This is a genomic window from uncultured Xylophilus sp. (assembly GCA_913776965.1).
In the GTDB taxonomy this organism is placed as follows: Bacteria; Pseudomonadota; Gammaproteobacteria; order Burkholderiales; family Burkholderiaceae_C; genus Xylophilus.
This window is the reverse complement of record CAJYQL010000101.1, coordinates 17263-42120: the sequence shown is the minus strand read 5'-3', so window position 1 is coordinate 42120 and position 24858 is coordinate 17263. Positions and strand designations below refer to the sequence as shown.

General features: G+C 68.4%; 24 protein-coding genes and 2 tRNA genes. 10 read left to right on the top strand and 16 right to left on the bottom strand.

What is annotated here, in order from left to right; all coding sequences use genetic code 11:
- Positions 1-9: 9 nt before the first annotated feature.
- Positions 10-84 (top strand) — tRNA-Arg (locus QZ500_RS14345).
- A gap of 172 nt (positions 85-256) precedes the next feature.
- Here the strand turns inward: QZ500_RS14345 and QZ500_RS14340 are convergent.
- Positions 257-1876: a methyl-accepting chemotaxis protein gene (locus tag QZ500_RS14340; RefSeq protein WP_295856083.1), complete on the bottom strand. Its 1620-nt coding sequence runs from the start codon at positions 1874-1876 to the stop codon at positions 257-259.
- A 497-nt stretch (positions 1877-2373) separates the two neighbouring features.
- Between QZ500_RS14340 and QZ500_RS14335 the strand changes: the two genes are divergently transcribed.
- Positions 2374-2883, top strand: coding sequence for an NUDIX domain-containing protein (locus QZ500_RS14335; protein ID WP_295856082.1), 510 nt, complete (start codon positions 2374-2376; stop codon positions 2881-2883).
- Positions 2884-2946: 63 nt separating this feature from the next.
- On the opposite strand, the gene QZ500_RS14330 is transcribed toward QZ500_RS14335, so the two are convergent.
- The 5 genes from QZ500_RS14330 to QZ500_RS14310 all read right to left on the bottom strand — a co-directional run bounded on the left by QZ500_RS14330 (position 2947) and on the right by QZ500_RS14310 (position 6384).
- A complete protein-coding gene (locus tag QZ500_RS14330) occupies positions 2947-3447 on the bottom strand; it encodes a hypothetical protein (RefSeq protein ID WP_295856081.1) in 501 nt (166 codons plus the stop codon).
- A 52-nt stretch (positions 3448-3499) separates the two neighbouring features.
- Positions 3500-3646, bottom strand: a complete 147-nt coding sequence (locus QZ500_RS14325; protein WP_295856080.1) for a hypothetical protein — start codon at positions 3644-3646, stop codon at positions 3500-3502.
- Positions 3647-3728: 82 nt separating this feature from the next.
- The gene (locus QZ500_RS14320; RefSeq protein ID WP_295856079.1) at positions 3729-4082 is read right to left on the bottom strand and encodes a hypothetical protein; all 354 of its coding nucleotides are present in this window, start codon (positions 4080-4082) and stop codon (positions 3729-3731) included.
- 214 nt (positions 4083-4296) lie between these two features.
- Complete coding sequence (gene ychF, locus QZ500_RS14315) at positions 4297-5388, bottom strand: redox-regulated ATPase YchF (protein ID WP_295856078.1); 1092 nt, start codon at positions 5386-5388, stop codon at positions 4297-4299.
- A 114-nt stretch (positions 5389-5502) separates the two neighbouring features.
- The gene (locus tag QZ500_RS14310) at positions 5503-6384 is read right to left on the bottom strand and encodes an MOSC N-terminal beta barrel domain-containing protein (RefSeq protein WP_295856077.1); all 882 of its coding nucleotides are present in this window, start codon (positions 6382-6384) and stop codon (positions 5503-5505) included.
- A gap of 82 nt (positions 6385-6466) precedes the next feature.
- On the opposite strand from QZ500_RS14310, the gene QZ500_RS14305 reads away from it, so the two are divergent.
- From QZ500_RS14305 to QZ500_RS14295, 3 genes are read left to right on the top strand one after another with little or no spacing between them, the layout of a single operon-like run.
- On the top strand, positions 6467-7603 hold the full coding sequence (locus QZ500_RS14305) for an FAD-dependent monooxygenase (RefSeq protein ID WP_295856076.1): 1137 nt from the start codon (positions 6467-6469) through the stop codon (positions 7601-7603).
- Between the two features lie 41 nt (positions 7604-7644).
- Positions 7645-8364 (top strand): DsbC family protein, encoded by a 720-nt coding sequence (locus QZ500_RS14300; protein WP_295856075.1) that lies wholly within the window; start codon positions 7645-7647, stop codon positions 8362-8364.
- 16 nt (positions 8365-8380) lie between these two features.
- Positions 8381-10177, top strand: a complete 1797-nt coding sequence (locus tag QZ500_RS14295) for a peptidase M61 (protein ID WP_295856074.1) — start codon at positions 8381-8383, stop codon at positions 10175-10177.
- Between the two features lie 58 nt (positions 10178-10235).
- On the opposite strand, the gene QZ500_RS14290 is transcribed toward QZ500_RS14295, so the two are convergent.
- Positions 10236-11120 (bottom strand): hypothetical protein, encoded by an 885-nt coding sequence (locus QZ500_RS14290; RefSeq protein ID WP_295856073.1) that lies wholly within the window; start codon positions 11118-11120, stop codon positions 10236-10238.
- A 182-nt stretch (positions 11121-11302) separates the two neighbouring features.
- Here QZ500_RS14290 and QZ500_RS14285 point away from each other — a divergent pair, with 182 nt between their 5' ends.
- The 3 genes from QZ500_RS14285 to QZ500_RS14275 all read left to right on the top strand — a co-directional run bounded on the left by QZ500_RS14285 (position 11303) and on the right by QZ500_RS14275 (position 13952).
- Positions 11303-11596, top strand: coding sequence for an H-NS histone family protein (locus QZ500_RS14285; RefSeq protein ID WP_295856072.1), 294 nt, complete (start codon positions 11303-11305; stop codon positions 11594-11596).
- A 79-nt stretch (positions 11597-11675) separates the two neighbouring features.
- Positions 11676-12911 carry an acetylornithine deacetylase gene (argE, locus tag QZ500_RS14280; RefSeq protein ID WP_295856071.1) on the top strand — a complete coding sequence of 412 codons (1236 nt, stop codon included), beginning with the start codon at positions 11676-11678 and terminating at the stop codon, positions 12909-12911.
- Between the two features lie 57 nt (positions 12912-12968).
- Complete coding sequence (locus tag QZ500_RS14275; RefSeq protein WP_295856070.1) at positions 12969-13952, top strand: tripartite tricarboxylate transporter substrate binding protein; 984 nt, start codon at positions 12969-12971, stop codon at positions 13950-13952.
- A gap of 71 nt (positions 13953-14023) precedes the next feature.
- Here QZ500_RS14275 and QZ500_RS14270 read toward each other — a convergent pair whose 3' ends face one another.
- Positions 14024-14335 (bottom strand): hypothetical protein, encoded by a 312-nt coding sequence (locus tag QZ500_RS14270; protein ID WP_295856069.1) that lies wholly within the window; start codon positions 14333-14335, stop codon positions 14024-14026.
- Positions 14336-14439: 104 nt separating this feature from the next.
- Positions 14440-14516 (bottom strand) — tRNA-Met (locus QZ500_RS14265).
- Positions 14517-14596: 80 nt separating this feature from the next.
- Between QZ500_RS14265 and QZ500_RS14260 the strand changes: the two genes are divergently transcribed.
- Positions 14597-15394, top strand: a complete 798-nt coding sequence (locus QZ500_RS14260) for an SDR family oxidoreductase (protein ID WP_295856068.1) — start codon at positions 14597-14599, stop codon at positions 15392-15394.
- A gap of 21 nt (positions 15395-15415) precedes the next feature.
- Here the strand turns inward: QZ500_RS14260 and QZ500_RS14255 are convergent, their stop codons facing one another.
- Genes QZ500_RS14255 through QZ500_RS14235 form a run of 5 tightly spaced genes read right to left on the bottom strand, consistent with a single transcriptional unit; the run spans position 15416 to position 20907 of the window.
- Positions 15416-16576: an acyl-CoA dehydrogenase family protein gene (locus tag QZ500_RS14255; RefSeq protein ID WP_295856067.1), complete on the bottom strand. Its 1161-nt coding sequence runs from the start codon at positions 16574-16576 to the stop codon at positions 15416-15418.
- Positions 16566-17669 carry an enoyl-CoA hydratase/isomerase family protein gene (locus QZ500_RS14250; RefSeq protein WP_295856066.1) on the bottom strand — a complete coding sequence of 368 codons (1104 nt, stop codon included), beginning with the start codon at positions 17667-17669 and terminating at the stop codon, positions 16566-16568. Before QZ500_RS14250 ends, QZ500_RS14255 begins: the two co-directional genes overlap by 11 nt.
- Positions 17670-17673: 4 nt before the next feature.
- Complete coding sequence (gene mmsB, locus QZ500_RS14245) at positions 17674-18561, bottom strand: 3-hydroxyisobutyrate dehydrogenase (protein ID WP_295856065.1); 888 nt, start codon at positions 18559-18561, stop codon at positions 17674-17676.
- Between the two features lie 35 nt (positions 18562-18596).
- Entirely contained in the window at positions 18597-19373 is a 777-nt protein-coding gene (locus QZ500_RS14240; RefSeq protein WP_295856064.1) for an enoyl-CoA hydratase, read from the bottom strand.
- 13 nt (positions 19374-19386) lie between these two features.
- Entirely contained in the window at positions 19387-20907 is a 1521-nt protein-coding gene (locus QZ500_RS14235) for a CoA-acylating methylmalonate-semialdehyde dehydrogenase (RefSeq protein ID WP_295856063.1), read from the bottom strand.
- Between the two features lie 128 nt (positions 20908-21035).
- Between QZ500_RS14235 and QZ500_RS14230 the strand changes: the two genes are divergently transcribed.
- The gene (locus QZ500_RS14230) at positions 21036-21926 is read left to right on the top strand and encodes a LysR family transcriptional regulator (RefSeq protein WP_295856062.1); all 891 of its coding nucleotides are present in this window, start codon (positions 21036-21038) and stop codon (positions 21924-21926) included.
- Positions 21927-22066: 140 nt separating this feature from the next.
- On the opposite strand, the gene QZ500_RS14225 is transcribed toward QZ500_RS14230, so the two are convergent.
- Positions 22067-23692 (bottom strand): gamma-glutamyltransferase family protein, encoded by a 1626-nt coding sequence (locus QZ500_RS14225; RefSeq protein WP_295856061.1) that lies wholly within the window; start codon positions 23690-23692, stop codon positions 22067-22069.
- 56 nt (positions 23693-23748) lie between these two features.
- Complete coding sequence (locus tag QZ500_RS14220) at positions 23749-24756, bottom strand: tripartite tricarboxylate transporter substrate binding protein (protein ID WP_295856060.1); 1008 nt, start codon at positions 24754-24756, stop codon at positions 23749-23751.
- Between the last annotated feature and the right edge of the window lie 102 nt (positions 24757-24858).

The following is a 24858-nucleotide window of genomic DNA, read 5'->3' as shown; positions in this document are numbered from 1 at the left end:
CCGGCTCGCCTCCTCGTAGTTCAATGGATAGAACGAGTGCCTCCTAAGCGCTAGATACAGGTTCGATTCCTGTCGAGGGGGCCATTAAATGGTTCAAAGTCTTCCGGAAAAGTGCAGTTGCGCCACTTTTCCCGATGACAAACCTCCTTTTTGGTCCGCACTTGTGCGCACTGATATGCCGTCATCCGCTGCCCTTTTGGGGGCACATTTGGGGCATATTTTCGGAAGTTGGGGGCACATTAGTGCCGCCGGCAACTCACGCAGCCAGAAGCCGGGTCTGCTCAATGGGCAAAGCGCCCCGATTTGCCCCAGTTCCCAAGGAAAAAGCCTGAACGGAGGCCAAGAGCTGTTGTGCTTGTGACCGCAAACTGCCAGCAGCAGCGGCAGCTTCCTCGACTAGTGCTGCGTTTTGCTGCGTGACCCTATCCATCTGATTGACTGCCTCGCCAACCTGGGCGACGCCAAGAGCCTGCTCCTGGCTCGCGTGGCTGATCTGTTCGACCAGTTCCGCAAGCGCAGTCACTGATCCTGCTGCATCGGTCATCGAGGCCCCCGCCTCTTCAGCCAAGCTGACGCCTTGACCGACCGTGATTACGCTCTGAGAAATCAGTTGTTTGATCTCGCCGGCTGCTCCCGCACTACGCTTAGCCAGATTGCGCACTTCGGCTGCGACAACCCCAAAGCCCTTGCCTTGGTCTCCTGCGCGCGCTGCTTCCACCGCAGCATTCAAAGCCAGTATGTTCGTTTGAAACGCGATGCTGTCAATCACTCCCACGATGTCTTCGATGCGCTTGGAGCTGGCGTTGATATCGCTCATCGAATTGACAACGCGCTGCACTATCGCGTTGCTCCCTTTCACTGCATCGAGCGAGTGAGCCGCCATCCGCGCTGCTTGGGCTGAATTCGCCGCATTGTTCTGGACCGTGCTGGCGATCTGATCCATCGTCGCCGCCGTCTCTTCAAGTGCGCTGGCCTGCTCTTCGGTACGCTGGCTCAGGTTTTCGTTACCGCTGGCGATTTCTGCGGCGCCGGTGAAGATGGATTCGGCTGCCTGGCGAACGTGCAATACCGTCATCTGCAAACTGCGCTGCATCTCTGCGAGTGATGCCAGGACGCTGGACTTGCGAACGGTCGGGGCTTCGTGAACATCGCTCAGGTCGCCAGACGCCACGACCCGAGCGACCGCGCTCAACTGTGCCGGCTCAGATCCAAGCGTATGGATGAGCGATCGAACGATGGCCCAGCCGCACAGGATGGCGAATGCCAAGGCCAATGAGGCTGCTGCTATCAAGGTATTTCGGTCGAACAGGTAAGCGCTCTGGGCTTGCTCGACCAGCGCTGTTGATCGCTCTGCCGTGTATTCGCGGTAGGCATTGGTCGAGGCAATCAGCTCGGCTAGAAGGGGCCGGCACTCATCCAAAATTTTCTGCGTGGCTTCGACGCTCTGGCGCCGATTCGCCAAGTCCACCACGCCCAATGCGACGGGTGCATACCGGCTCTCCACTTCAGCGATGCGATCAATTAGTTCCGCAGCCTTTGGACTGGCGTCTTTCGCTTCCCGCACCAGTCTTTGCAAGCGCGCTACCCGCTCCTGTACGGCCTTGTGTGCTGCGAGCACTTCTTTGTATTCCGCAGTCATGTCGCCCGACGCTCCCAACAGCGTCATGTTGCGCGCGGCAATCGCCCGGCGGTCAACGGCAGTCCGCACCTGCTCGGCCAGCAATGCACGTGCATTGATGCCATGTACATAGGAATAGAACTTCTGGTTGCCCGCGTTCAGGAGATAGGTGGCAAAGCCTGCCACTAGTGCGATAAGCACAACCAACGCACCAAAGGTGAGCGTGAGTTGCTTTTTGACTGTCATCGGGGATTTCATGATGTTTAGGTGTGTTTTATGAGACCGCGAGATTGAACCGTGCAATCGTGTAAAGGACGTGTAAAAACTTCTGCGCAAGGAACGTGCGCATGCAATACGTGGGCTGTACCACGTCGGATTCGACCTGCACCCCAAACGCGCAGACGAGACCCCGCCCCGCCGGATTCCTAAATCCCCCTGCTTTCACGAAGGTGCCGCGCAGTCTCCTCGTGGCCCCGTGGCAGGCCCCGCGCGGCTTGGCGCGAAGTAGAGCATGTTGGGCGCGGTGACGGGATTTGGCGGCTTTTTATCGCTTCAGCCGCATCCAGTCGGGCGTCCGTTACGTAACGACAGAAGAGCGACAGGTGCCGACCATCCGGCGCATGTTCCGGTGCTCGCCGGCAGCGCGTTTTCCGTAGGGTCGCGCTGTGCGGAGCATCGTTCGTACCCAGCGGCGTTGGCGCCGCGGCGTCGGCTTCCTGGGCCTTCTGTTTTTCTGTTTTTGCGATAGATCGCCTATGCGAATCCAACTGCCTTGGCGCATTGAGCGCAGCGCAGTGCGTGTGATCCTGGTGGACGATGCAGGTGCCGTTCTTCTCCTGTCGAGTTGCGAGGCCGGCAACGCTGCAGACGGGCCGGTCTGGCAACTCCCCGGCGGCAGCGTCGCATCTGGCGAGACGCTGACCGAAGCGGCCTTGCGCGAGGTGCATGAGGACACGGGTCTCGCCCTCTCCCCCGACGATGTGAGCCCTGCGCTGTGGCGCCGCGACGTGCTGCGCCGTGCGCGCGGTCGCGCCCTGCTACAGCACGAAGCCATCTGCACCGTCAGGGTCAAGGGAGTCGCACCTGATGTCGACCCAGCCGCCTGCAGCGAAGAGAGGTCAGACGATCCACGTCAATACCGTTGGTGGCATCCCGGGGAGATCGGCAGCTCGACCGACAGCTTCTATCCGAGCAACCTGCCGCAGCACCTGCCGGCGCTGCTGCGCACCGAGCCGGTCGAGGAGCCGTTCGAGCTCGTGGAGTAGAAACAGCACGGCCAACAATAAGGGCGCCCGCAGGCGCCCCGATGGATCCGATGCTGGCGAGGATCAGGTTGGCAGCGCGTCCGACTGCTGCGGCTCGGCCGCCTGGCCGATGCCCACCATCTTGCGCGCGAGCGGCGCCTCGGCCGACGTCACGAAGTTGCCGCCGGCGAACGGCCCCAGCTCCAACGGCCCGAGCGCATCGACCTGCGGCCGGACCGCCCATGCGTCGCTCTGCTCCGCCGCGCGCTTGAGCGCATCCCACACGAAGCCCATGCGGTGCTCGCGGGTGTCGGTAGCGATGACATTGACGCCATCGCCCATGGGCGCATGCGACAGCAATGCCACCGCCTCGGCAATCGCCGGGCCGAGCTCCTGCAATGCCCGCCACGCTTCGCGCCGGGCATAGGCCACATAAGCGGTGCCATCGGCCCGCAGGAAGCCCTGCGCATCGCGGCTGGCCGTGTGCTTCGGCTCGATGCTCTCGGCCTCGACCTGCTGCAGGGCCGTGCGCAGCTCGTCGACCATCGAGAGCGCGTCGTTCTTCTCAAAGAGCGCGGCCTTCACCTTTTTCGTGCGGGTGTAGTTCGCTTGGGCGAAGACGTGCTTGAAGGTGGCCTCAGGCGTTCATCTGCGCCGGCTTGGGGTCCTGGACCGGCAGGTTCGTGCCCGGGTCCGATGGCGGGTCTCCCACCGGTGTTTCTGCAGGGGCTGGCGTCGGCGGCGTCTGAATCGGCGGCACGGGGATCGGGGCTTCGGTCGGCATGGTGGCTCCTTGCAAAAAATCCATCATGCGCAGCGCGTGGCGCTGCACCGTTTCCGCGTGCTACGACCCGCCGTCGCGCCGCTCAGGAGCGAGGCGCATACCGGCGGTCGTTGAAATACTGCGTCATGTCAGGCCCTGCGCCGCCCGCCGGGCTGCGCGGAGTCCCCTGCACGCCGGCAAAACCACCCGGTCCGGGGATGCCGCGCAGTTCCGGGCAGTTGTCGTTGTTCTGCCCGAACACCATCACCGAAGCGGTCGGAAACCGGCGGTACAGCGTGTCCCCGATCTGCCGCGTCAGATCGACCGGCGCAGTGCGCGACTGGTAGATGGTACGGTTGGCGCGGTCGAGTACCGTGAAGCACACGTCGGCGGATGCGCCGCTGCAGGCGCAGAGCGCCAGCATGCAGACGGCGGAGGACAGACGGACAGCGGCCATGACGACTCCTGCGAACGGATCGGAAGAGTGTCGATGCTATCGACGCCCGCAGGGTGTAGGCCCCGGACGGACACCGGAAACGGTGTCGTCCTGCACCCCGTACACGCCTGCCCGGCTGGAATGCAGGGCACTATCACAAATCATTGATGAGACCCCCCGTCTCCTCTTGGGCCCGCTCCGGCGGGTCTTTTTTTGCCCGTTCGCGCAGGAGCGGTCAGACGTTGAACAGGAAGTTCATCACGTCGCCGTCCTTGACGACGTATTCCTTGCCTTCCGAACGCATCTTGCCCGCGTCCTTGGCGCCCTGTTCGCCGCCGTGGGCGATGTAGTCGTCGAACGCGATGGTCTGCGCACGGATGTAGCCGCGCTCGAAATCGCCGTGGATCACGCCGGCCGCCTGCGGGCCGGTGTCGCCGATGCGGATGGTCCAGGCGCGGACTTCCTTCACGCCGGCGGTGAAGTAGGTCTGCAGTCCGAGCAGCTTGAAGGCGGCGCGGATCAGGCGGTTCAGGCCCGGCTCTTCCTGGCCGATCTCGGCGAGGAACATCTTCTTGTCCTCGTCGTCCATCTCGGCCAGGTCGGCTTCGATCTTGGCGCAGATGGCCACCACCGGCGCGCCCTGCTTGGCCGCGTATTCGCGCAGGCGGTCCAGATAGGGGTTGTTCTCGAAGCCGTCCTCGGCCACGTTGCCGACGAACATCGCCGGCTTGGAGGTGATGAGCGTGAAGCTCTTGACCAGCGGCATTTCCTCCTTGGTGAACTCCAGCGCCCGCACCGGGATGTTGTCGTTCAGCGCCTTCTGGCAGCGCTCCAGCAGGCCGACCAGCTTCTGCGCATCCTTATCGCCGGACCGCGCGACCTTGGTGTGGCGGTGCAGCGCCTTCTCGACCGTGGCCAGGTCGGCCAGGCAGAGTTCGGTCTGGATCACCTCGATGTCGGAAATCGGGTCCACCCGGCCGGCGACGTGGATCACATTCTCGTCGTCGAAGCAGCGCACCACGTTGACGGTCGCATCGGTCTCGCGGATGTGCGCGAGGAACTTGTTGCCCAGGCCTTCGCCGGTGCTGGCGCCGGCCACCAGGCCCGCGATGTCGACGAACTCGACGATCGCCGGCACGACGCGCTCGGGCTTCACGATCTCGCTCAGCTGCGCGAGGCGCGGGTCCGGCACCTCGACCACGCCGACGTTCGGCTCGATCGTGCAGAAGGGATAGTTCTCGGCGGCGATGCCGGCCTTGGTCAGCGCGTTGAAAAGGGTGGACTTGCCGACGTTGGGCAGGCCCACGATGCCGCATTGGAGGCTCATGGCGGGGCTTTCAGGAAACGGGGGGAAACCGGGAAACGGAGGGCACAGAGGCCGGCGCGGCAGGCGCGGGGCCGGCGCCGCGGACCCGGGATTTTACCGGCCGGGGCCGTGCGCTCAGTCGAAGCGGTAGTCCGCCGACACCGGCTGACCGACCCGCAGCACCTGCCCCGCCCCGGCGTGCAGAATCGCGTTCATGCCGAAGGTGACGCCGCCGCCCAGCCGGGCATCGGCCCGGTAGGTCTGCAGCGTGTCGCCGACCGCAGGGTCGCTCAGCGCGGTGGCCGGGTCGATGTTGGGCACCGGGCAGCGCACGCAGGGCTTGACCGGCTGCAGCCGCACTTCGTTCTCCGGCGGGCCGATGTGCAGCATCTCCAGCCGGTCCTCGTCGTGGGCCTCCAGGCCCGACAGCACGATGTTGGGCCGGAACCGGTCCATGCCCACCGGCGCATGGCCGGCCCGCCGGAGCCGCTGGTTCAGGCCGTCGAGCGACGCCTGGCTCGCCACCAGCAGCGGATAGCCGTCGGCGAACAGGTACGGTGCCGCCAGGCCGCCGGTCCAGTCGGTGCTGGCCATGCGCGGCCGCTCGGGGTCGGCGCGCACCAGCCGCAGCGGCTGGCCCAGGAAATCGCTGAACCACTGGGCCGCCAGGTCGCCCATGTCCCAGGCCTGGACCGTATCGCGCCAAACCCGCACCGCACGCGGCGACTCGGCGCTCTCGAGCGGCAGATGCAGCGCCAGCATGCCGGGCGCCCGCAGCACCATGTCGTAGCGGCGCAGTTGCGGCCGGACCAGCGCCATGCGCGGCAAGGTCCGCTGGGTGACGAATTCGCCCGTCGGCGTCACCACCATCCACGCGCGGTCCCAGGCGAGGCCGGTGTCGTCGAGTTCCGAGGCGTCCAGCGCGATGCCGGCGCAGGACTTGATCGGGTACACGTACAGGCCGGCCAGCACGGCGGTGAGGTGGAAGTCGCTGTCGAAAGTGTCCACAGGAGGCATGGCGGAGGAAGGCTTGGGCCGGGCGGAAAGCCGGCCATTGTGCCGTTACGTCGCCCCGGGAGCCGCTCCCTACAATGGTCCGATGGCGCACACCCTCGACGTATGTATCCGCGGAGCCGGCGTGGTCGGCCGCACCCTGGCACTCCTGCTGGCCCGCGAACGGCTGCGCGTGGGGCTGGTCGGCACCCCGGCCGGCGACCCTGGCGCGTCGCCCGACGTGCGCGCCTATGCGCTCAATGCCGCATCGCGCACCTTGCTCGCCTCGCTGCGCAGCTGGCCGGATGCGCCGCACTGCACGCCGGTCTCCGGCATGGAAGTGCACGGCGACGAAGGCGCCACGGTCCGCTTCGACGCCGCCGGCCAGGGTGCCGATGCACTCGCCTGGATCGTGGATGTGCCGGCGCTCGAAACCCGGCTGGCCGATGCGTTGCGGTACCAGCCGCAGGTCGAATTGCTGGACGCGCCGCGCCCGGCTGCCCTGACGGTGGTGTGCGAAGGCCGCGCGAGCGCGACCCGTGCCGAATTTGGTGTCGGGTTCGAGACCACACCCTATGCCCAGCGCGCGATCGCGGCGCGGCTGCAGGCGGCCCGGCCGCACGGCGGCGTCGCCCGGCAGTGGTTCCTGGCCGACGGCGTGCTCGCGCTGCTGCCGCTGGGCGGGGCCGATGCCCATGCGGTCGCCCTGGTCTGGTCGGCGGATACGCCCCGGGCCGACGCCCTGATGGCCCTCGACGATGCAGCCTTCGCCCAGGAAGTCGATGCCGCGACCGGCCACGCGCTCGGCCCGCTGACACCCGACAGCCGCCGCTGCGACTGGCCGCTGCAGCTGGCCCGCGCCGACCGCTGGACCGGCCCGATGCCCGCGGGCGCCGGCATGCCGGCCGGTGCGAGCTGGGTGCTGGCCGGCGATGCAGCGCACACCGTGCATCCGCTGGCCGGCCAGGGCCTGAACATCGGCCTGGCCGATGCCGAGGAACTCGCGCGGGTGCTGCACGAGCGCGACTACTGGCGCAGTCCGGGCGATGCGCGGCTGCTGCGCCGTTACGAACGTGCTCGCAAGGCGGGACTGGCGCCGATGCGGCTGGCGACCGATGGCCTGCAACAGCTGTTCGCCCAGCCGGGCCGGCCCTGGCAGACCCTGCGCAACTGGGGCATGCGGGGCTTCGACGGCAGCGGCCCGGTGAAGTCCTGGGTCGCACGCCAGGCCATGGGTGCCTGAGCGCCTGCCACCGTCGCTTTCCTTTTTCCGGACACGCTCTCATGCCCTTCTTCCGTTTCCTGTCGGCGGCACTGGCTGCCGCGGTCGTCACCTTCACGCTGCCTGCCGCCCATGCGCAGGAAGCCGCGATCCGCAAGGCCCTGGCCGAGCGGGTGCCCCAGATCCAGCCGATCGACGAGGTCAGCCGCACGCCGATGCCCGGCCTGTGGGAAGTGCGGGTCGGCACCGACATCTTCTACACCGACGCCAACGGCGATTACCTCGTCCAGGGCGAGCTGCTCGACACCCGCCAGCGGCGCAACATCACCGCCGACCGCATCGCCAAGCTGACCGCGGTGGACTTCGCGACGCTGCCGGTGAAGGACGCCGTCACCATCGTGCGCGGCAACGGCAAGCGCAAGCTGGCGGTGTTCGAGGACCCGAACTGCGGCTACTGCAAGCGCTTCGAGAAGGACCTGCAGAACATCGACAACGTCACTGTCTACCTGTACCTGTACCCGATCCTCGGCAACGACTCGACCGAGAAGTCGCGCAACCTGTGGTGCGCCAAGGACAAGGCCCGGGCCTGGAACGACTGGATGGTCGAGAACAAGCCGGTGGTCCCGGCGAAGTGCGACAGCGCCGCGGTGGACCGCAACGTCGCCCTCGGCCGCAAGCTCAAGATCACCGGCACGCCGACGCTGATCTTCACCGACGGCACCCGGGTCCCCGGTGCCATCGGCGCCGACGAGATCGAAAAGCGCCTGGCCGCCGCCCGCTGACCACCCGCACCCCCGCATGCCCGCCCCCACCCCGATGCCGTACGACACATCGCCGATCCACTACCGCGTCGAACCGGCCGACCGCCATGCCCACCTGTTCCGGGTCACGCTCACGATCGCCGAACCCGCGGCGGGGCAGCAGGTCTCGCTACCGGTCTGGATACCCGGCAGCTACCTGGTGCGGGAATTCGCCCGGCATCTGCAGCGCCTGACCGCCCGGCAGGCGGGCGCCGACCGGGCGGTCGCGCAAATCGACAAATGCAGCTGGCGCATCGACTGCGCCGCCGGCAGCCCGCTCACCCTGACCTACGAGGTCTACGCCTTCGACAACTCGGTCCGCGCCTGCTGGCTCGACAGCCGGCGGGGCTTCTTCAACGGCACCGGCCTGTGCCTGCGGGTGGAAGGTCAGGAGGACCGGCCGCATGCACTGGACGTCGTCGCGCCGCCGGCTGACGACAACTGGAAAGTCGCGACCGCGCTGCAGCCTGTCGCGGTCGATGCGCAGGGCTTCGGCACCTACCGTGCCGACGGCTACGACACCCTGGCCGACAGCCCAGTGGAAATGGGCGACTTCTGGAGCGGCGATTTCGTCGCGGCCGGCGTGCCGCACCGCTTTGTCGTCGCAGGCGCTGCCCCCAGCTTCGACGGTGCCCGGCTGCTGGAGGATGCGCGCCGCATCTGCGAGACGCAGATCGGCTTCTGGCATCCCGACGGCACCGCCGCACCGCACGACCGCTATGTGTTCATGCTCAATGCGGTGGACGACGGTTACGGCGGGCTGGAACACCGGCACAGCACCGCGCTGATCTGCAACCGCCGCGACCTGCCGCGCACCGGCGATCCGCGGTCGTCCGAGGGCTACACCACGCTGCTCGGCCTCATCAGCCACGAGTATTTCCACACCTGGAACGTCAAGCGACTGCGGCCCGCGGAGTTCGCCCGCTACGACTACACCCGCGAGAACTACACCGGGCTGCTCTGGTTCTTCGAAGGGTTCACCAGCTACTACGACGACCTGCTGCTGCGCCGCGCCGGCCTGATCGACGACGTCGGCTATCTGCGCCTGCTCGGCAAGACGATCAATCAGGTGCTGCAGGCGCCCGGCCGCCAGGTGCAGTCGGTCGCCGAGGCGAGCTTCGATGCCTGGGTCAAGTACTACCGCCAGGACGAGAACACCGCCAACGCGACGATCAGCTACTACACCAAAGGCGCCCTGGTCGCGCTGTGTCTGGACCTGACGCTGCGCCAGTCGGGCCACGACCGCGCCACGCTCGACACAGTGATGCGCACGCTGTGGCAGCGCTGCGCAGGCGGCCCGCTGACCGAGGACGATGTCGCCGCCGTACTGCAGGACATCTCCGGACGCAGCTTCGCCGCCGAACTCGCCGCCTGGGTACACGGCACCGACGAGCTGCCGCTGGCGGCTCTGCTGAAGGCGCAGGGCGTCGGCGTCCACGATGATCCTTCCCAGCCGGCGCAGCGGCTGGGGGTGCGTGTCGCCGAGTCGGACGGCAGCGTCCAGGTGAAGGTGGTGTTGCGCGGCGGGGCTGCCGAAAAGGCGGGGCTGTCGGCGGGCGACGAATGGATCGGCGTGCGGGCCGAGGGCGCTGCAGACACCTGGCGCCTGGGCAAGCTGGATGATCTGACGTTTTACCTCGGCGATGCGCGGCGCGCGACGGTTTGGGTGGCACGGGACCGGCGGATCGTCGAACTGCCGCTGGAGCTGCCTGCGGCGGATACCACCTTGCGCCTCACTGCCGACGATGCCGCCAAGCTGGCGACCTGGCTCGGCGCAAGTACGCCGAGCGTTTAAAACCAGACAGGGGCGAGGCGGCAAAACCGCTCCGCCCGCATCTGTTCCCGGCGGTGCCTCAATCCATCGGCTGCTGCTGCCGCTCGTATTCCCGGCGCTTCATCGCGACATAGGTCGCACGGTCCATCTCGTGGAGCTGTTCCGGGTAGCGCTCAGTCGCGGTGAACCACTGCTGGATGCGCCGCTCGCGTCGCGCTTCGGGCGCCACGGCCAGCGCTTCGAGCGCGGTGTCGACCGCCAGGTAATAGCGCATCGCGTTGCGCTCGACGGCCCCGCGCACGCCGCCGATGCGCTGCGGGCGCCCCTCCACGTCCTGACCGACGACGGAGAAGCCGATCTTGTCGGCACCGGCCGTCGCCAGATAGGCCTGCATCGCCAGTCGGCCCGCCACGCCGCTGGCATAAGCATAGCGCAGGTGCATGAAGCTCCGGCCGCCGTCGAGCGGGATCGCCTCCACGCTGATACGGTAGTCCTTCGTACCGAGCGGCCCGGTCGGCGCCGTGACGCGGCTCTCGGAATAGTCGTCGGTGGCTGCGGCCTTCTGCCAGGTGAAGCTCAGGCGATAGGCCTGCTCGGCCGGCTGGTCGGCGCGCCGTCCGATGCGCACGTCGAGCATCGCCGGCCCGCCCTCCTCGCCCCGGGCGCGGCAGTACTTGGTGTTGAACGGCAGGATCAGCACGTCGCACCAGAGGGCGGGCTCCGACAGCCCCTGCACGACGCGCTGGAACGGATAGTCGAGCACCGCGAAGACGTCGCCCTGCAACCGCCCGCTCTGCTCGGTGGATTCGATGACCATCGGCCGCTGGAAATCGTTGCGCCGCAAGGCAGGTCGCAGGCTGTCGTAGCGCGCCCGCAATTCGGCCGCATCAGCATGGGCCGGCTGCAGGCCCGGTCCGAATTGCAGTGCACAGACTGCAAGAAAGGTGAGTACCGCTGTGCGCATCGTCGCGTGTCCTCCGGTTGGTGCACCGGAGGATGTTCTCGTACCGTTGCGCCAGGTTGTAGGACGCTGCAGAGAACCCAGGTGCGGCCAGCGGACGAGCGCACCCCATCGTGGATACCAAGGAGGTTAGGGCTGACGCACTTCTCATAAAATGAGGTCATGCGTCATTAACCCGACGGTCCATGGCCACGTACCAACAACTTCTCGCCCAACCCCGCCCGCTCGACGGCTCCTCCGATGCCGCACGCCGGCAGCAGATGTCGGACGCCATCGCCTCGGTCCAGCGCATGATCGAAGCGTTCGAACTGGCCCGCAGCGACGTTTATGCGCCAGCCGAAAAGGAGCCGCGTTCGACCAAGGGCCGCACGGTGCCGCCCAAGTACCGTGATCCGGCCACGGGCGTGACCTGGACCGGCCGGGGCAAGACACCCCGCTGGATCGCCGGTCGGGACCGCGCGCCGTTCCTCATCACCTGAATCTCCGCCATCGGAGAAGTCCGGGCGCAGAAAAACGCCCGGCCACGTACAGTGGCGTCCTGTCTTCCAGGAACCCGACGTGACCGCTTCCGCCCCCTCCACTACTTCCCCCGCGTCCCCCACAAATTCATCGCCGGCCCTCGCGGCACTGCCGCTCATCCAGAAGTGGGTGTCGTTCGCCTCGGTGTCGCGCGACAGCAATCTGTCGATCATCGAATGGACGCGCGACTATTTCGCCTCCTACGGGATCCACAGCCAGCTCACCCACGACGACACCGGGCGCAAGGCCAACCTCTGGGCCACCCTGCCCGCGGATGACGGCGAAACGCACAAGGGCGGAATCGTCCTGTCCGGGCATACCGACGTGGTGCCGGTGGACGGCCAGCCGTGGGACACCGATCCGTTCCAGGCCCAGGTCGTCGGCGACCGGCTGGTCGGCCGCGGGGTCACCGACATGAAGGGTTTCGGCGCCACCGTGCTGTCGGTCGTGCCCGAACTGGTCCGCCGCCGCCGGAATCGGCCGGTGCACTTCGCATTCAGCTACGACGAGGAGGTTGGCTGTATCGGCGTGCGACGGATGATCGCGCAGATGGTCGACCGGGGTTTCCGGCCGGCGGGCTGCATCGTCGGCGAGCCGACCGGCATGCAGGTGGTGATCGCCCACAAGGGCAAGCACGGCTACCGCACCACGGTGCGCGGCCACGAGGCGCATTCGTCGCTCACGCCGCTCGGCGTGAACGCGGTCGAGATCGCCTGCGAGTTCGTCGCGCACCTGCGGTCGATGGCCCGGCGGCTGGCGACCGACGGTCCGTTCGATCCCCTGTTCGACGTGCCGTACACCACGATCCACACCGGCGTGATTCAGGGCGGCACCGCTCTGAACATCATCCCGCGCCAGTGCGAGCTGCTCTGGGAAATCCGCCACCACCACCTCGACTCCCCGGTCAAGCTCTTCAACGAGGCCAAGGCCTTCGGCGATGCGCTGGTCCCCGCCATGCAGGCCGTGGCGCCGGACACGGGCATCACGCACCAGTCCACCTCGGTCCTTCCGGGCTTCGCCACCGACGCGCAGAGCGACATCGCGCAGCTGTCGTTCCGCTGTGCCGGCGTGGACGGCACGGTCGAGGGCGCGGCCGGCAAGGTGTCCTTCGGCACGGAAGCTGCTTTGTTCCACCAGGTCGGCGTGCCGACCGTGGTCTGCGGCCCGGGGCACATCGCCCAGGCCCACCAGCCCAACGAATGGATCAGCCTGGAGCAGCTCGCCTGGTGCGAACGCTTCATGCAGCGCTTGGTCGACGAAGTCACCGTGCGCTGATCCCGAGGCGCCCTGCGCCGTCCGTTTTTCCGTCTGTTCCGCTTTTCCGGAGAGTCCATGAGCATCGTCCGCCGCCGTTTCCTCGGCACCCCTCTCGCCGTCGCCGCCGCCGGGCTTGCCGGCCGGGCCTTCGCGCAGGCCGCATCGCCCGGCGTCCGCACCGAACGCATCGTCGTGCCGTTCGCAGCGGGTGGCGTTCAGGACATCCTGGCTCGTTCGGTCTCCAACGAACTCGGCACCGCCCTGGGTCAGACGGTGATCGTGGAGAACCGCGCCGGCGCCGGCGGGACCGTGGGCACCGGCTACGTGGCGCGGTCGGCTCCGGACAGCGGCACGATGGTGATGGCGGCCGCCAGCCACAACATCGCCGGCTCGCTCTACACCAAGCTCGCCTACGACCCGCAGAAGGACTTCGCGCCGATCGCCCACATTGGCACGGCCGACTACGTGCTGATGGTCCACGCGGACGTGCCGGCGCGGACGGCAGCGGAATTCATCCGCCATGCCAAGGCGAACCCCGGCAAGATGAACTACGCCACCAGCGGCGTCGGCAGCGCCACGCACCTGGCGATGGCGTATTTCAACGGCCTTGCCGGCATCGACGTGGTCCACATCCCGCTGAAGGCGACCGGCGAGGCGATCAACGAGGTGATCTCCGGCCGCGCCCAGGCGGTGATCGCGGCCAGCATCGGCGCCCTGGCCTTCGCCAACGACAACCGGGTCCGCCTGATCGGCGTGACCTCGACCCGCCGGTCCAAGTACCTGCCGTCCGTCCCGCCCATCGCGGACAGCGGCCTGCCCGGATACCGCTTCGATTCCTGGTTCGGCTTGCTCGGACCGGCGGGTACGCCGCCGGCGCAGATCGCCAGGGTCAATGCCGCCGTCGCCTCGCTGCTCGAGAACCCGGTGATCCTGGAACGCCTGGACAAGCAGGGCATCCGGCCGCAGGCGATGAGCGCGGCCGACTTCGGAAAGCTGTTGGCAGCCGACTATGTGCGGATGGCCGAGGTGGTGAAAGCGTCGGGCGCGAAGATCGACTGACGCCGCCCCTACGGCCGACATGGTCCGAGAGCCCTGGGGCTCACGTCGCTTTCAGCGCGTTGAACGCCTCATCAGCGGATCGGACCGAATCCGAAGACGGAACGCTTCTGGGCGCCGTTGTCCGGCTCGGAAGCGTTCGAATCGCCAGTCTCCTGCACCGAGATGCGTGAAACGTCTGCGCGCCGTGGGCCCCGATCGAGGTCGGGTGTGAGCCGCTGGAGTGCATGCAGGCCCGCCGCCATGGCGGCGTGATAAGTGGAAAGGGTGGTGGAGGCACGGTCGATCTCGTGCCAGTCGCCCTCGCTCTGCTCCGTCAACACCCATTCGAAATGGTTGCGGCGGGGCTCTTCGACATGGATGGCGATCACTCTGAGGGTGTCCATGCCGCCATCGTATGGAGCAGCAGCCGGCAGAGTGCAACAGGAATCCACCATCCCCGCGCTCAAAGAAAAAGGGGCTACGTGTGCACATAGCCCCTTCCGGATGTTGGTGGCGCTTCACGGACTCGAACCGCGGACCTGTGGATTATGATTCCATCGCTCTAACCGACTGAGCTAAAGCGCCGAGCCTCGAATTATAGCCTGCTTCGGCAGGACGACAAGCGGAGGCCGCGGAGAACGATCACCTTTTTGCGAGTGCCTGCCATGGACCTTCATCTCCAGGACCGCCACGTACTGATCACCGGAGGCAGCAAGGGCATCGGCCTGGCCTGCACGCTGGGCTTTCTGCAGGAAGGCGCCCGAGTCAGCCTCGTCTCCCGCGACGCGGGCCATCTGACACAGGCGCGCGACACCTTGCGGGGCCAGTTCGCAGACGCGGCGGACCGGATCGGCCTGTACCCGGCCGACCTGCGCGACCCCGCATCCGCCGTCGCGGCGCTCGATGCGGCCGAGGCGGCCTTCGGGCCGGTCGACGTGCTGGTCAATTCCGCCGGTGCCGCCCGCCGCGCCGCGCCCGCCGACCTCGATGCCGCCGCCTGGCATGCGGCGATGGACGCCAAATACTTCACCTACATCCACATGCTCGACCCGGCGGTCAAGCGCATGGCGGCACGGGGCCAGGGCGCGATCGTCAACGTGGTCGGCATGGGCGGCAAGGTCGCGAACCCGGCCCACATGGCAGGTGGTGCCGCCAATGCCGCGCTGATGCTGGTGAGTGCCGGCATGGCGGCCGCGTACGGACCGCGCGGCGTGCGGGTGAATGCCGTGAATCCGGGGCTGACGCTGACCGCCCGTCTCCAGCAGGGCCTGGAAGCCGATGCCAAGGTGCAGGGCATAGCACCCGAGGCCGCGCTGCGGCAGGCCACCGCCCGCATGCCGCTCGGCCGCGTGGCGGAGCCGGAGGAAATCGCCAACGCGGTGGTGTTCCTCGCCTCGCCGCGCGCCAGCTACATCACCGGCGCAATCCTCGCGATGGACGGCGCGGTCACGCCGATGATCTGACGGCCGGCGGCAGACCCGCGGCTAGGGCGCGTAGTCCTGCAGGCTGCGGGCAATCAGCATGCGCTGGATCTCGCTGGAGCCCTCGTAGATCTGCGTGATCCGCGCATCGCGGTAGTAGCGCTCGACCGGATAGTCCTCCAGGTAACCGTAGCCGCCGTGGATCTGCACCGCCTTGGAGCAGACCCGCTCGGCCATCTCCGAGGCGAACAGCTTGGCCTGCGACGCCTCCGACAGGCAGGGCAGCCCCGCGCTGCGCAGCCGTGCCGCATGCAGCACCAGCAGCCGTGCGGCGTTGATCTGCGTGTGCATGTCGGCCAGCATGTGGGCGATCGCCTGGTGCCCGGCGATTGGATGCCCGAACTGCACCCGGTCGTTCGCATAGGCGAGCGCCGCCTCGAAGGCCGCCCGGGCGATGCCGAGCGCCTGCGCCGCGATGCCGATGCGCCCGCCCTCCAGGTTCGACAGCGCGATCGCCAGGCCACGCCCGGGCTCGCCGAGCATGTGGTCCTCCGGCACCGCGCACTGGTCCAGCGTGATCGCGCAGGTGTCGGAGGCGCGGATGCCCATCTTGTGCTCCACCCGGTTCACGATGAAGCCGGGCGTGTCGGTCGGCACCAGGAAGGCGGAGATGCCCTTCTTGCCGGCTGCCGGGTCGGTCACCGCGAAGACGATCGCGAGGCCGGCGCGCTTGCCGTTGCTCACGAACTGCTTGGCGCCGTCGATCACCCAGCGACCGTCGCGCAGCACCGCGCGGGTGCGCAAGTTGTGCGCCTCGGAGCCGGCCTGCGGCTCGGTCAGGCAGAAGCAGCCGATCGTCTCGCCGCTCGCGAGCGACCGCAGCCAGCGCTGTTTCTGCGCGTCGGAGCCGTGGCGCAGCAGCGGGCCGCAGCCGACCGAGTTGTGGATGCTCATCAGCGCGCCGGTGGCGCCGTCGGCGACGGAGATTTCTTCCACCGCCAGCGCGTAGGCGACGTAGTCGGTGTACGAACCGCCCCACTCCTCCGGCACCACCATGCCCAGCAGCCCGAGCGCACCCATCTGCGCGACCACGCCGTCGTCGATCCAGCCGGCGCGGCTCCAGGCCTCGGCATGGGGCGCGATCTCGCGGCGGGCGAAGTCGCGCACCATGTCGCGGACCATGGTCTGCTCTTCGGTGAAACCCGTGTTCGTTTCAGTGCCCATCGGCGGCTCCTGCGGCCGCCAGCATCGGCGGTGTTTCCTCGTCGACGAAGAAGGACTGGACCAGCGCCTCGTCGACCTCGGCGAGCGTGGCCGGCGTCCAGCGCGGCCGCTTGTCCTTGTCGACGATCAGCGCACGAACGCCTTCGACGATGTCGCCGCGCGGGAACCACTGGCGGTCGAGCGCGTATTCCATCTGCAGGCATTCGGGCAGCGTGAGCAGCGCGCCGCGTCGCAGCGCCTCGAGCGTGACGCACATCGCGAGCGGCGAACGGGCCTGCATCGTCGCGAGCGTCTTCGCCGCCCAGTCCGCGAACGCCGGCCGCGTCTCGGAGGCGAGCGAGCGCAGGATGGCCGGCACGTCCGGGGCGCCGAAATGCAGGTCGATCGCCTCGCGCAGCGCGGCCAGCGGTGCCTGCGTCGGATCGGGCGCCGTAAGGCCGAGCGCCGTGCGCGCCGCCTCCACCGGCGGTTGGGTCCAGTCTGCTTGCGCTAGTGCGGCTGCAGCATCCGCGATCCCCGCCGACGGCATCTGCAGATCCGCCAGGCCGCAGTACAGCGCATCGGCCGCCTGGATCTGCACGCCGGTCAGCCCGAGATACAACCCCACCGCCCCCGGCAGCCGCGATAGGAACCAGGTGCCGCCCACGTCCGGGAAATAGCCGATGCCGACCTCAGGCATCGCTATACGGGTGCGTTCGGTCACGATCCGCACTGCCGTGCCCTGCGCGATGCCCATGCCGCCGCCCATGGTGTAGCCGTCCATCAGCGCGACGGTCGGCTTGGGGTAGCGGTGGATCGCCAGGTCGAGCGCGTATTCCTCCTCGAAGAAGGTCATGTGCGCGTCGGTGCCGGCCTTGAAGCTGTCGTGCAGCGCGCGGATGTCGCCACCGGCGCAGAAGCCCTTCTCGCCCGCGCCGCGGAACACGACGGCGCGCACAGCGTCGTCGGTCGCCCAGCGCGACAGCGCCTGCTGCAGCCCGCGCACCATGTCGAGCGACAGGGCGTTCAGCGCGGCGGGCCGGTTGAGGGTCAGGACGCCGATGCCGTCCTGCACGGTCGCCAGGACGACCGGTGCGTTCGCAGGTTCGCCCATGGACTCAGCCCTTCCGGTACTGGCGGATGATGGCCGAGAAGTCGAGCGCGCCGTGGCCCTGCAGGCTGAAGCTCTGGTAGAGCTGCTGCGCCACCGCGCCGAGCACCACCGGCTGCTTCGCCAGCCGCGCCGCCTCGGTCGCGAGGCCCAGGTCCTTCAGCATCAGGTCGGCGCCGAAGCCGCCGGTGTAGCCGCGCGACGCCGGTGCGGTCGCCAGCACGCCGGGGAACGGGTTGTAGGTATCGCTGCTCCAGCAGCGGCCGCTGGAGGTGTTGATCACCCCGGCCAGCACCTGCGCGTCCATGCCGAGCGCCACGCCGAGCGCCATCGCCTCGGCCACGCCGACCATCGAGATGCCGAGCAGCATGTTGTTCGCGACCTTGGCGACCTGCCCGTTGCCGGGGCCGCCGCAGTGCACGATGTTCTTGCCCATCGCGGCCAGCACCGGCTGCACCGCCGCGAAGTCGGCCTCGCTGCCGCCGACCATGAAGGTCAGCGTGCCGGCCTCGGCGCCCCCAGTGCCGCCGGAAACCGGCGCATCGACCATCGGGTTGCCCTGCACAGCCGCCGCGGCGGCCACCTCGCGGGCGGTATGGGGGTCGATGGTGGAGCAGTCCACGAGGCGCACGCCGGGCCGCACCCGCGCCAGCAGGCCGTCCGGGCCGAGGTACACCGAGCGGACATGGGCCGACGCCGGCAGCATGGTGACGATCAGCTCGGCATCCGATGCGGCCAGGGCGGCAGGGCTGTCGGCGGTCGCAGCGCCTGCTTCGGCCAGCGCCGCCACGGCCGCCGGCACCAAGTCCAGCACGGTCAGCGTGTGGCCGGCCTTGAGCAGGTTGCGCGCCATGGGTGCGCCCATGTTGCCCAGGCCGAGAAATCCGATCTTCATGCGTTGTCTCCTTGTTCTGGTACCGCGGCCGTCGGTCAGCGGTTCTGGAACGACGGTTTGCGCTTTTCGGCGAAGGCGTTCATGCCCTCCTTCTGGTCCTCGACCGCGAAGGTCGAATGGAACAGCCGGCGCTCGAAATGCACGCCCTCGGCGAGCGTGGTCTCGTAGGCGCGGTTGACCGCGTCCTTGGCCATCATCACGATCGGCTGCGACAGTTCGCCGATGCGTTCGGCCACGCGGATGGCCTCGTCCACCAGCTCGGCCGCCGGCAGCACGCGCGACACCAAGCCGCAGCGCTCGGCCTCGGCCGCGTCCATCGTGCGGCCGGTCAGCACCATCTCCATCGCCTTGGATTTGCCGACGAAGCGGGTCAGCCGCTGAGTGCCGCCGGCGCCGGGGATGGTGCCGATGGTGATCTCCGGCTGGCCGAACTTGGCGGTATCGGCGGCCAGGATGAAGTCGCACATCATCGCCAGCTCGCAGCCGCCGCCGAGGGCGTAGCCGGCGACCGCAGCGATGGTCGGCTTGCGGAAGCTGGCGATGCGCTCCCAGGTCGCGGTGATGAAGTCGGACTTGTAGACGTCCATGTACGTCCAGTCCTTCATCACCTTGATGTCGGCCCCGGCCGCGAACGCCTTCTCGCTGCCGGTCACGACCACGGCGGCGACGCCTTCGTCCTGCTCCAGCAGGTCGAGTGCCTCGCCGAGCTCGCGGGTCAGGTCGGGCGACAGGGCGTTGAGCGCCTTCGGCCGGTTGAGCGTGATCAGCGCGACCTTGCCGCGTCGTTCGAGCAGGATGTTCTCGTAGGTCATGGGGATGCGTCCTTCACTTCAGGCTGATAGTGGTGTTCACGCCGTGGGCGACGGTGCTGTCGTCGAACCAGCGGGCGGTCACGGTCTTGGTCTGCGTGTAGAACAATACAACCTGCTTGCCGTAGGGGCCCAGGTCGCCGAGCTTCGAGGCCCGGGAGCCGCTGAACGAGAAGATCGGCACCGGCACCGGGATCGGCACGTTGATGCCGATCTGGCCCACGTCGATGTCCTCCTGGAAGCGGCGGGCCGCGGCGCCCGACTGGGTGAAGATCGCGGTGCCGTTGCCGTTGGGATTGGCGTTGATGAAGGCGATGGCCTCGTCGATGTCGGCTGCGGCCGCCAGCGCCAGCACCGGGCCGAAGACCTCCTGGTCGTAGATCGACATACCCGGCTTCGCGCCCGAGAAGATCGTCGGGCCGACGAAGTGGCCCTTCTCGAATCCGGGCACCTGCGGGTTGCGGCCGTCGAGCTCCAGGGTCGCGCCGTCGGCCACGCCCCGCTCGATCAGGCCGACGACGCGTTCGTGCGCAGCGCAGGACACCAGCGGCCCCACATCCACGCCGGCCTCGGTGCCGGCGCCGATCTTCAGCGTTTTTGCCTTGGCGACCAGTTCCGGCACCCACTGCTGCGCCTCGCCGACCAGCACCACCACCGACAGCGCCATGCAGCGCTGGCCGGCGGCACCGAAGGCCGCGCCGGCGATGGCGTTGAGCGTCTGCTCCTTGTTCGCATCGGGCAGCACGATCGCGTGGTTCTTCGCGCCCATCATGCATTGCGCACGCTTGCCGGCGAGCGTCGCGCGCTGGTAGACGTGGGTACCGACCCTGGTCGAGCCGACGAAGGAGATGGCCTTGATGTCCGGGTGGTCGCACAGGGCGTTGACGACGTCTTCGCCGCCGTGCACCACGTTCAGCACGCCCGGCGGGATGCCCGCCTCCAGCGCCAGCTCGCACAGCCGCATCGTGACCATCGGGTCCTGCTCGGAGGGTTTGAGCACGAAGGTGTTGCCGCAGGCGATCGCCATCGGAAACATCCACAGCGGGATCATCGCGGGGAAGTTGAACGGCGTGATGCCGGCGCAGACGCCCAGCGGCTGCAGCAGGGTGTAGGTATCGACGCCGCCGGCCACGTTGTTGGCCAGTTCGCCGAGCTGCAGGTTGCCGATGCCGGCGGCATGCTCCACCACCTCCAGGCCGCGGAACACGTCGCCCTCGGCATCGGCCAGGGTCTTGCCCTGCTCGGCCGTGAGGATCGCGGCCAGTTCCTTCATGTTCTCGCGGATCAGCTGCTGGTACTTCAGGAAGATGCGGGCGCGGGCGCCGATCGCCGTCTTGCGCCAGGTCTTGAAGGCGCGCTGCGCCGCGGCGACCGCCTGGTCCACCTCGTCCTGCGTGGCGAAAGGCACGCGCGCCAGCACTTCCTGGGTCGCGGGGTTGATCACGTCGCGCCACTGGGTGGAACGCGATTCGACGAAGCGGCCGTCGATCAGCAGCTTGACGGTCAGCGCAGTGGCGGCGCTGGGCAATGCGGACATGGGTGTGTCTCCTTCTCGGGAATGGTCACGGGTCAACGACGCATGCTATGTCTGCAAATTTGCCGAGACAATAGGCATCACTGCATGCGGCTTTGCATTTCTGCACAGCACGACGCGGCACACACCGCATGGACTGGGACAACCTCCGCTTCTTCCTCGAACTCGCCCGCACCGGCACGCTGGTCGCCGCCGCCCGGCGTCTGGCGGTCGACCACACTACCGTCTCGCGCCGCATCCAGTCGCTGGAGAAGCACCTGGGCGCCGCGCTCTTCACCCGGCAGGCGGCCGGCATGGTGCTGACCGAGCGCGGCCGTGAACTGCTGCCGCGCGCCGAAGCGATGGAGCACGCCGCGCTGGCCTTGCAAGGCGCGAGCGACGACCGGCAGGAGACCCTCGCCGGTGCGATCCGCATCGGCGCGACCGAGGGTTTCGGCACGGTGGTGCTGGCGCCGCGCTTGGCGCTGTTCGCGGCCGGGCATCCCCGGCTGGCCATCGACCTGGTCGCCGTTTCCAAGACGGTCAACATCTCGCGCCGGGAAGCCGACATCGTGGTCGCGCTGGAGCGGCCGGTGCGCGGCCCGTTCGTGGTGACGCGGCTCTGCACCTATGCGCTCTATCCCTATGCGTCGCCGGCCTACCTCGACGCCCAGGGTATGCCCGCATCGCCCGACGAACTGCGCCGCCACGGTTTCATCGGCTACGTGGACGACCTGATCTTCAGCAAGGAACTGCAGTACCTGCAGGAGCTCGGCGGCCCGCAGCGCTTCGTATTGCGCAGCACCAGCGTGGTCGCGCAGCAGCATGCGGCGGCGGCCGGCGCCGGGGTGGCGGTGCTGCCCGCCTTCCTCGCCGACCGCGACCCGCGGCTGGTGCGCCTACTGCCCGGCCAGGTCGCCTTCGAACGCACCTTCTGGATGTCGATGCCGCAGGAGATCAAGCACCTGCCGCGCATGCGCGCGGTGTGGGATGCCCTGCGCGGTATCGCCGAAACACAGCGCGACCTCCTGCTGCCTCCGTAGTCGGCACCCCGCTCCTCCGCCGACGCCCACAGCGGTCGTTTCACGCGGGACGCCACGGGTCCGGCTCCGCCGGTCCGCCAGCGTCGCCCCCCTTGCGCAGCAAAGGGGGGGAGCGGCGCAGCCGCTCGGGGGGTTTCCCTTTAGAACCCGGCAGCGAGGCCGTCGCGCCGCGGATCGCTGGCTACGAGGTAGCCCTCGGTCGCCGGATCGCCCATGCGCCAGATGAACTGGCCGGCGCCGAAATCCTGGTACGGATCGTCGATCACCGCGACCTGGTGGCCGAGCGCCTGCAGTCCCTGCACCGTGGCCGGGTCCATCGCCGCCTCGACGTTGATCTCCAGGCCCTCGTTGAAGCGCCAGCGCGGCGCGTCGCAGGCGATCTGCGGGTTCTGCTGGTAGTCGAGCATGCGCACGACGGTCTGCATATGGCCCTGCGGCTGCATGTTGCCGCCCATCACGCCGAAGCTCATCACCGGCTGGCCGCTGTGGGTCAGGAAGGCCGGGATGATCGTGTGGAACGGCCGCTTGCCGGGCGCCACCAGGTTGGCACGGTTGGCGCCGCGCGGATCAGTGTTGAAGCCGTGGCCGCGGTTCTGCAGGCTGATGCCGAAGGTCGGCTCGACCACGCCGGAGCCGAAGCCGGCGAAGTTGCTCTGGATGAAGCTGACCATCATCCCGCTCTCGTCGGCGGCGGTCAGGTAGATCGTGCCGCCCTTGACCGGGTTGCCGGCCTTGAAGTCCTGCGCGCGCTTTGGATCGATCAGCTTCGCACGCTCGGCGAGGTAGCCGGCGTCCAGCATCTGCTCGGGCGTGACCTCCATGCCGCCCGGCTCGGCCACGTAGCGGTACACGTCGGCGAAGGCCAGCTTCACCGCTTCGATCTGCAGGTGCTGCGACGCGACCGAATCGACCGGCAGCGACGCCAGGTCGAAGTTGCCCAGGATGCCGAGCGCGATCTGAGCGGCGATGCCCTGGCCGTTCGGCGGGATCTCGTGCAGCGTAAAGCCGCGGTAGTCCTGCGCCAGCGGCGTCACCCATTCGGGCCGGTGCGCGGCCAGGTCGGCGGCGCTCAGGCAGCCACCGTGCTGCTGCACGAAGGCCGCGACCGCCGCGGCGATCTCGCCCTCGTAGAAGCTGCGGCCTTTGGTCTCGCCGATGCTGCGCAGCGCACGGGCCGCTGCCGGAAACTGGAACAGCTCACCGACGCGCGGCGCCCGGCCGCGGGGCAGGAAGGAGTCGGCGAAGCCCGGCTGCGCCTGCAGCTCCGGCGCGCCGGCGGCCCACTTCTGCTGCACCACCGGCGGCACCAGGTAGCCGCGTTCGGCGATCTCGGCGGCCGGCGCCATCAGGTCGGCGAACGGCAGCTTGCCGAAGCGCTCCGACAGCGCCACCCAGGCGCTGACCGCGCCCGGCACGGTGACCGAGTCGACGCCCCGGCGCGGCGGCGCGGCCTTGTCGGCGCCGTAGCGGCCGTGGAAGTATTCGGGCGTCCAGCCCTGCGGCGCGCGGCCCGAGGCGTTCAGGCCGTGCAGTTCCTTGCCGTCCCACAGGATGCAGAACGCGTCCGACCCCAGGCCGTTGCTGACCGGCTCGACGATCGTCATCGCCGCCGCGGCCGCGATCGCGGCATCGACCGCATTGCCGCCCTGCCACAGCATGCGCAGCCCGGCCTGCGCGGCCAGCGGATGCGAGGTGGAGACGGCGTTGCGCGCGAAGACCGGGATGCGCAGGGACGAGTAGGCGTTGGCGTGCTGGAAGTCGATCATCGGAAGGATCCTCGTGTCTCGGTGATGGATGGCAGGGCGGGCGGGAGACGGCGTGGTCAGTCGAGGCTGATGCCCATCGCCTTCACGTCGCGGGTCCAGCGGGTGAGTTCGCGGTCGATCTGCGCGGCGAAGCTCTTCGGATCGCTGGTGACCGGCTCCACGCCTTGCACCGCGAACTGTGCCTGCACTTCGGGCTTGGCGACGATCTTCTTCACCTCGGCCGCGAGCCGCGCCACGATCGCCGGGTCGGTGCCGCCGGTGGTGAACAGGCCGTACCAGGAGGCGAACGCATAACCTGGCACGCCGGCCTCGGCGATGGTCGGCACGTCGGGCAGCGACTTGACCCGCTGCGCGGTCGTCACCGCCAGGATGCGGGTCTGGCCGGTCTTGGCCGATGCGATCGCCGGCGGGATGCCGGAGAAGATCGCCTGCACCTGGCCGCCCGACACGTCGGTGATCGCCTGGCTGTTGCCCTTGTACGGGATGTGGACCAGGTCCACGCCCGCCTGCTGCGCGAACAGCGCGCCCGCCAGGTGCAGCGTGGAGCCGCTGCCGGACGAGGCGTAGTTGATGCTGCCCGGCTGCTTCTTCGCTGCCGCGATGAAGTCGCGCACGTTGCGGTACGGCAGTTGGGCGTTCACCAGCAATGCGTTGCCGGATTCGGCGACCAGCGAGATCGGCGCCAGGTCCTTGCGCGGGTCGAAGGTCAGCTTCTTGGCCAGCACCGGCGCGATGGTGTTGCCGCCGATCGAGCCGAGCAGCAGCGTGTGACCGTTGGCCGGCGCCTTGGCGACCACCTCGTCGGCGATCAGGCCGCCGGCGCCGGCGCGGTTCTCCACCACCACCGTCTGGCCCAGGTTCTGCTGCAGTTCCTTGGCCATGATGCGCGCCAGGATGTCGTTGGCGCCGCCCGGGGCGAAGCCGACGATCATCTTCAGCGGCTGCGACGGCCAGGGTTCGGCGGCAGCGGCACCGCCTGCGGCGAGGCCGGCGGCCGCCGCACAGGCGGCCTGCAACAGGGTGCGCCGGGCGGCGCGGAAGGACGGGCGGGCGGGACGGTGCATGGCGACTCCAGCGCAATCGAGGACGATGCCGGCCATTGTTGGCAAAGAAAGCCTTGGGCGACAGCGGAAAATGCTTGGGCATCTCCGAAGAAAAACTTGTCC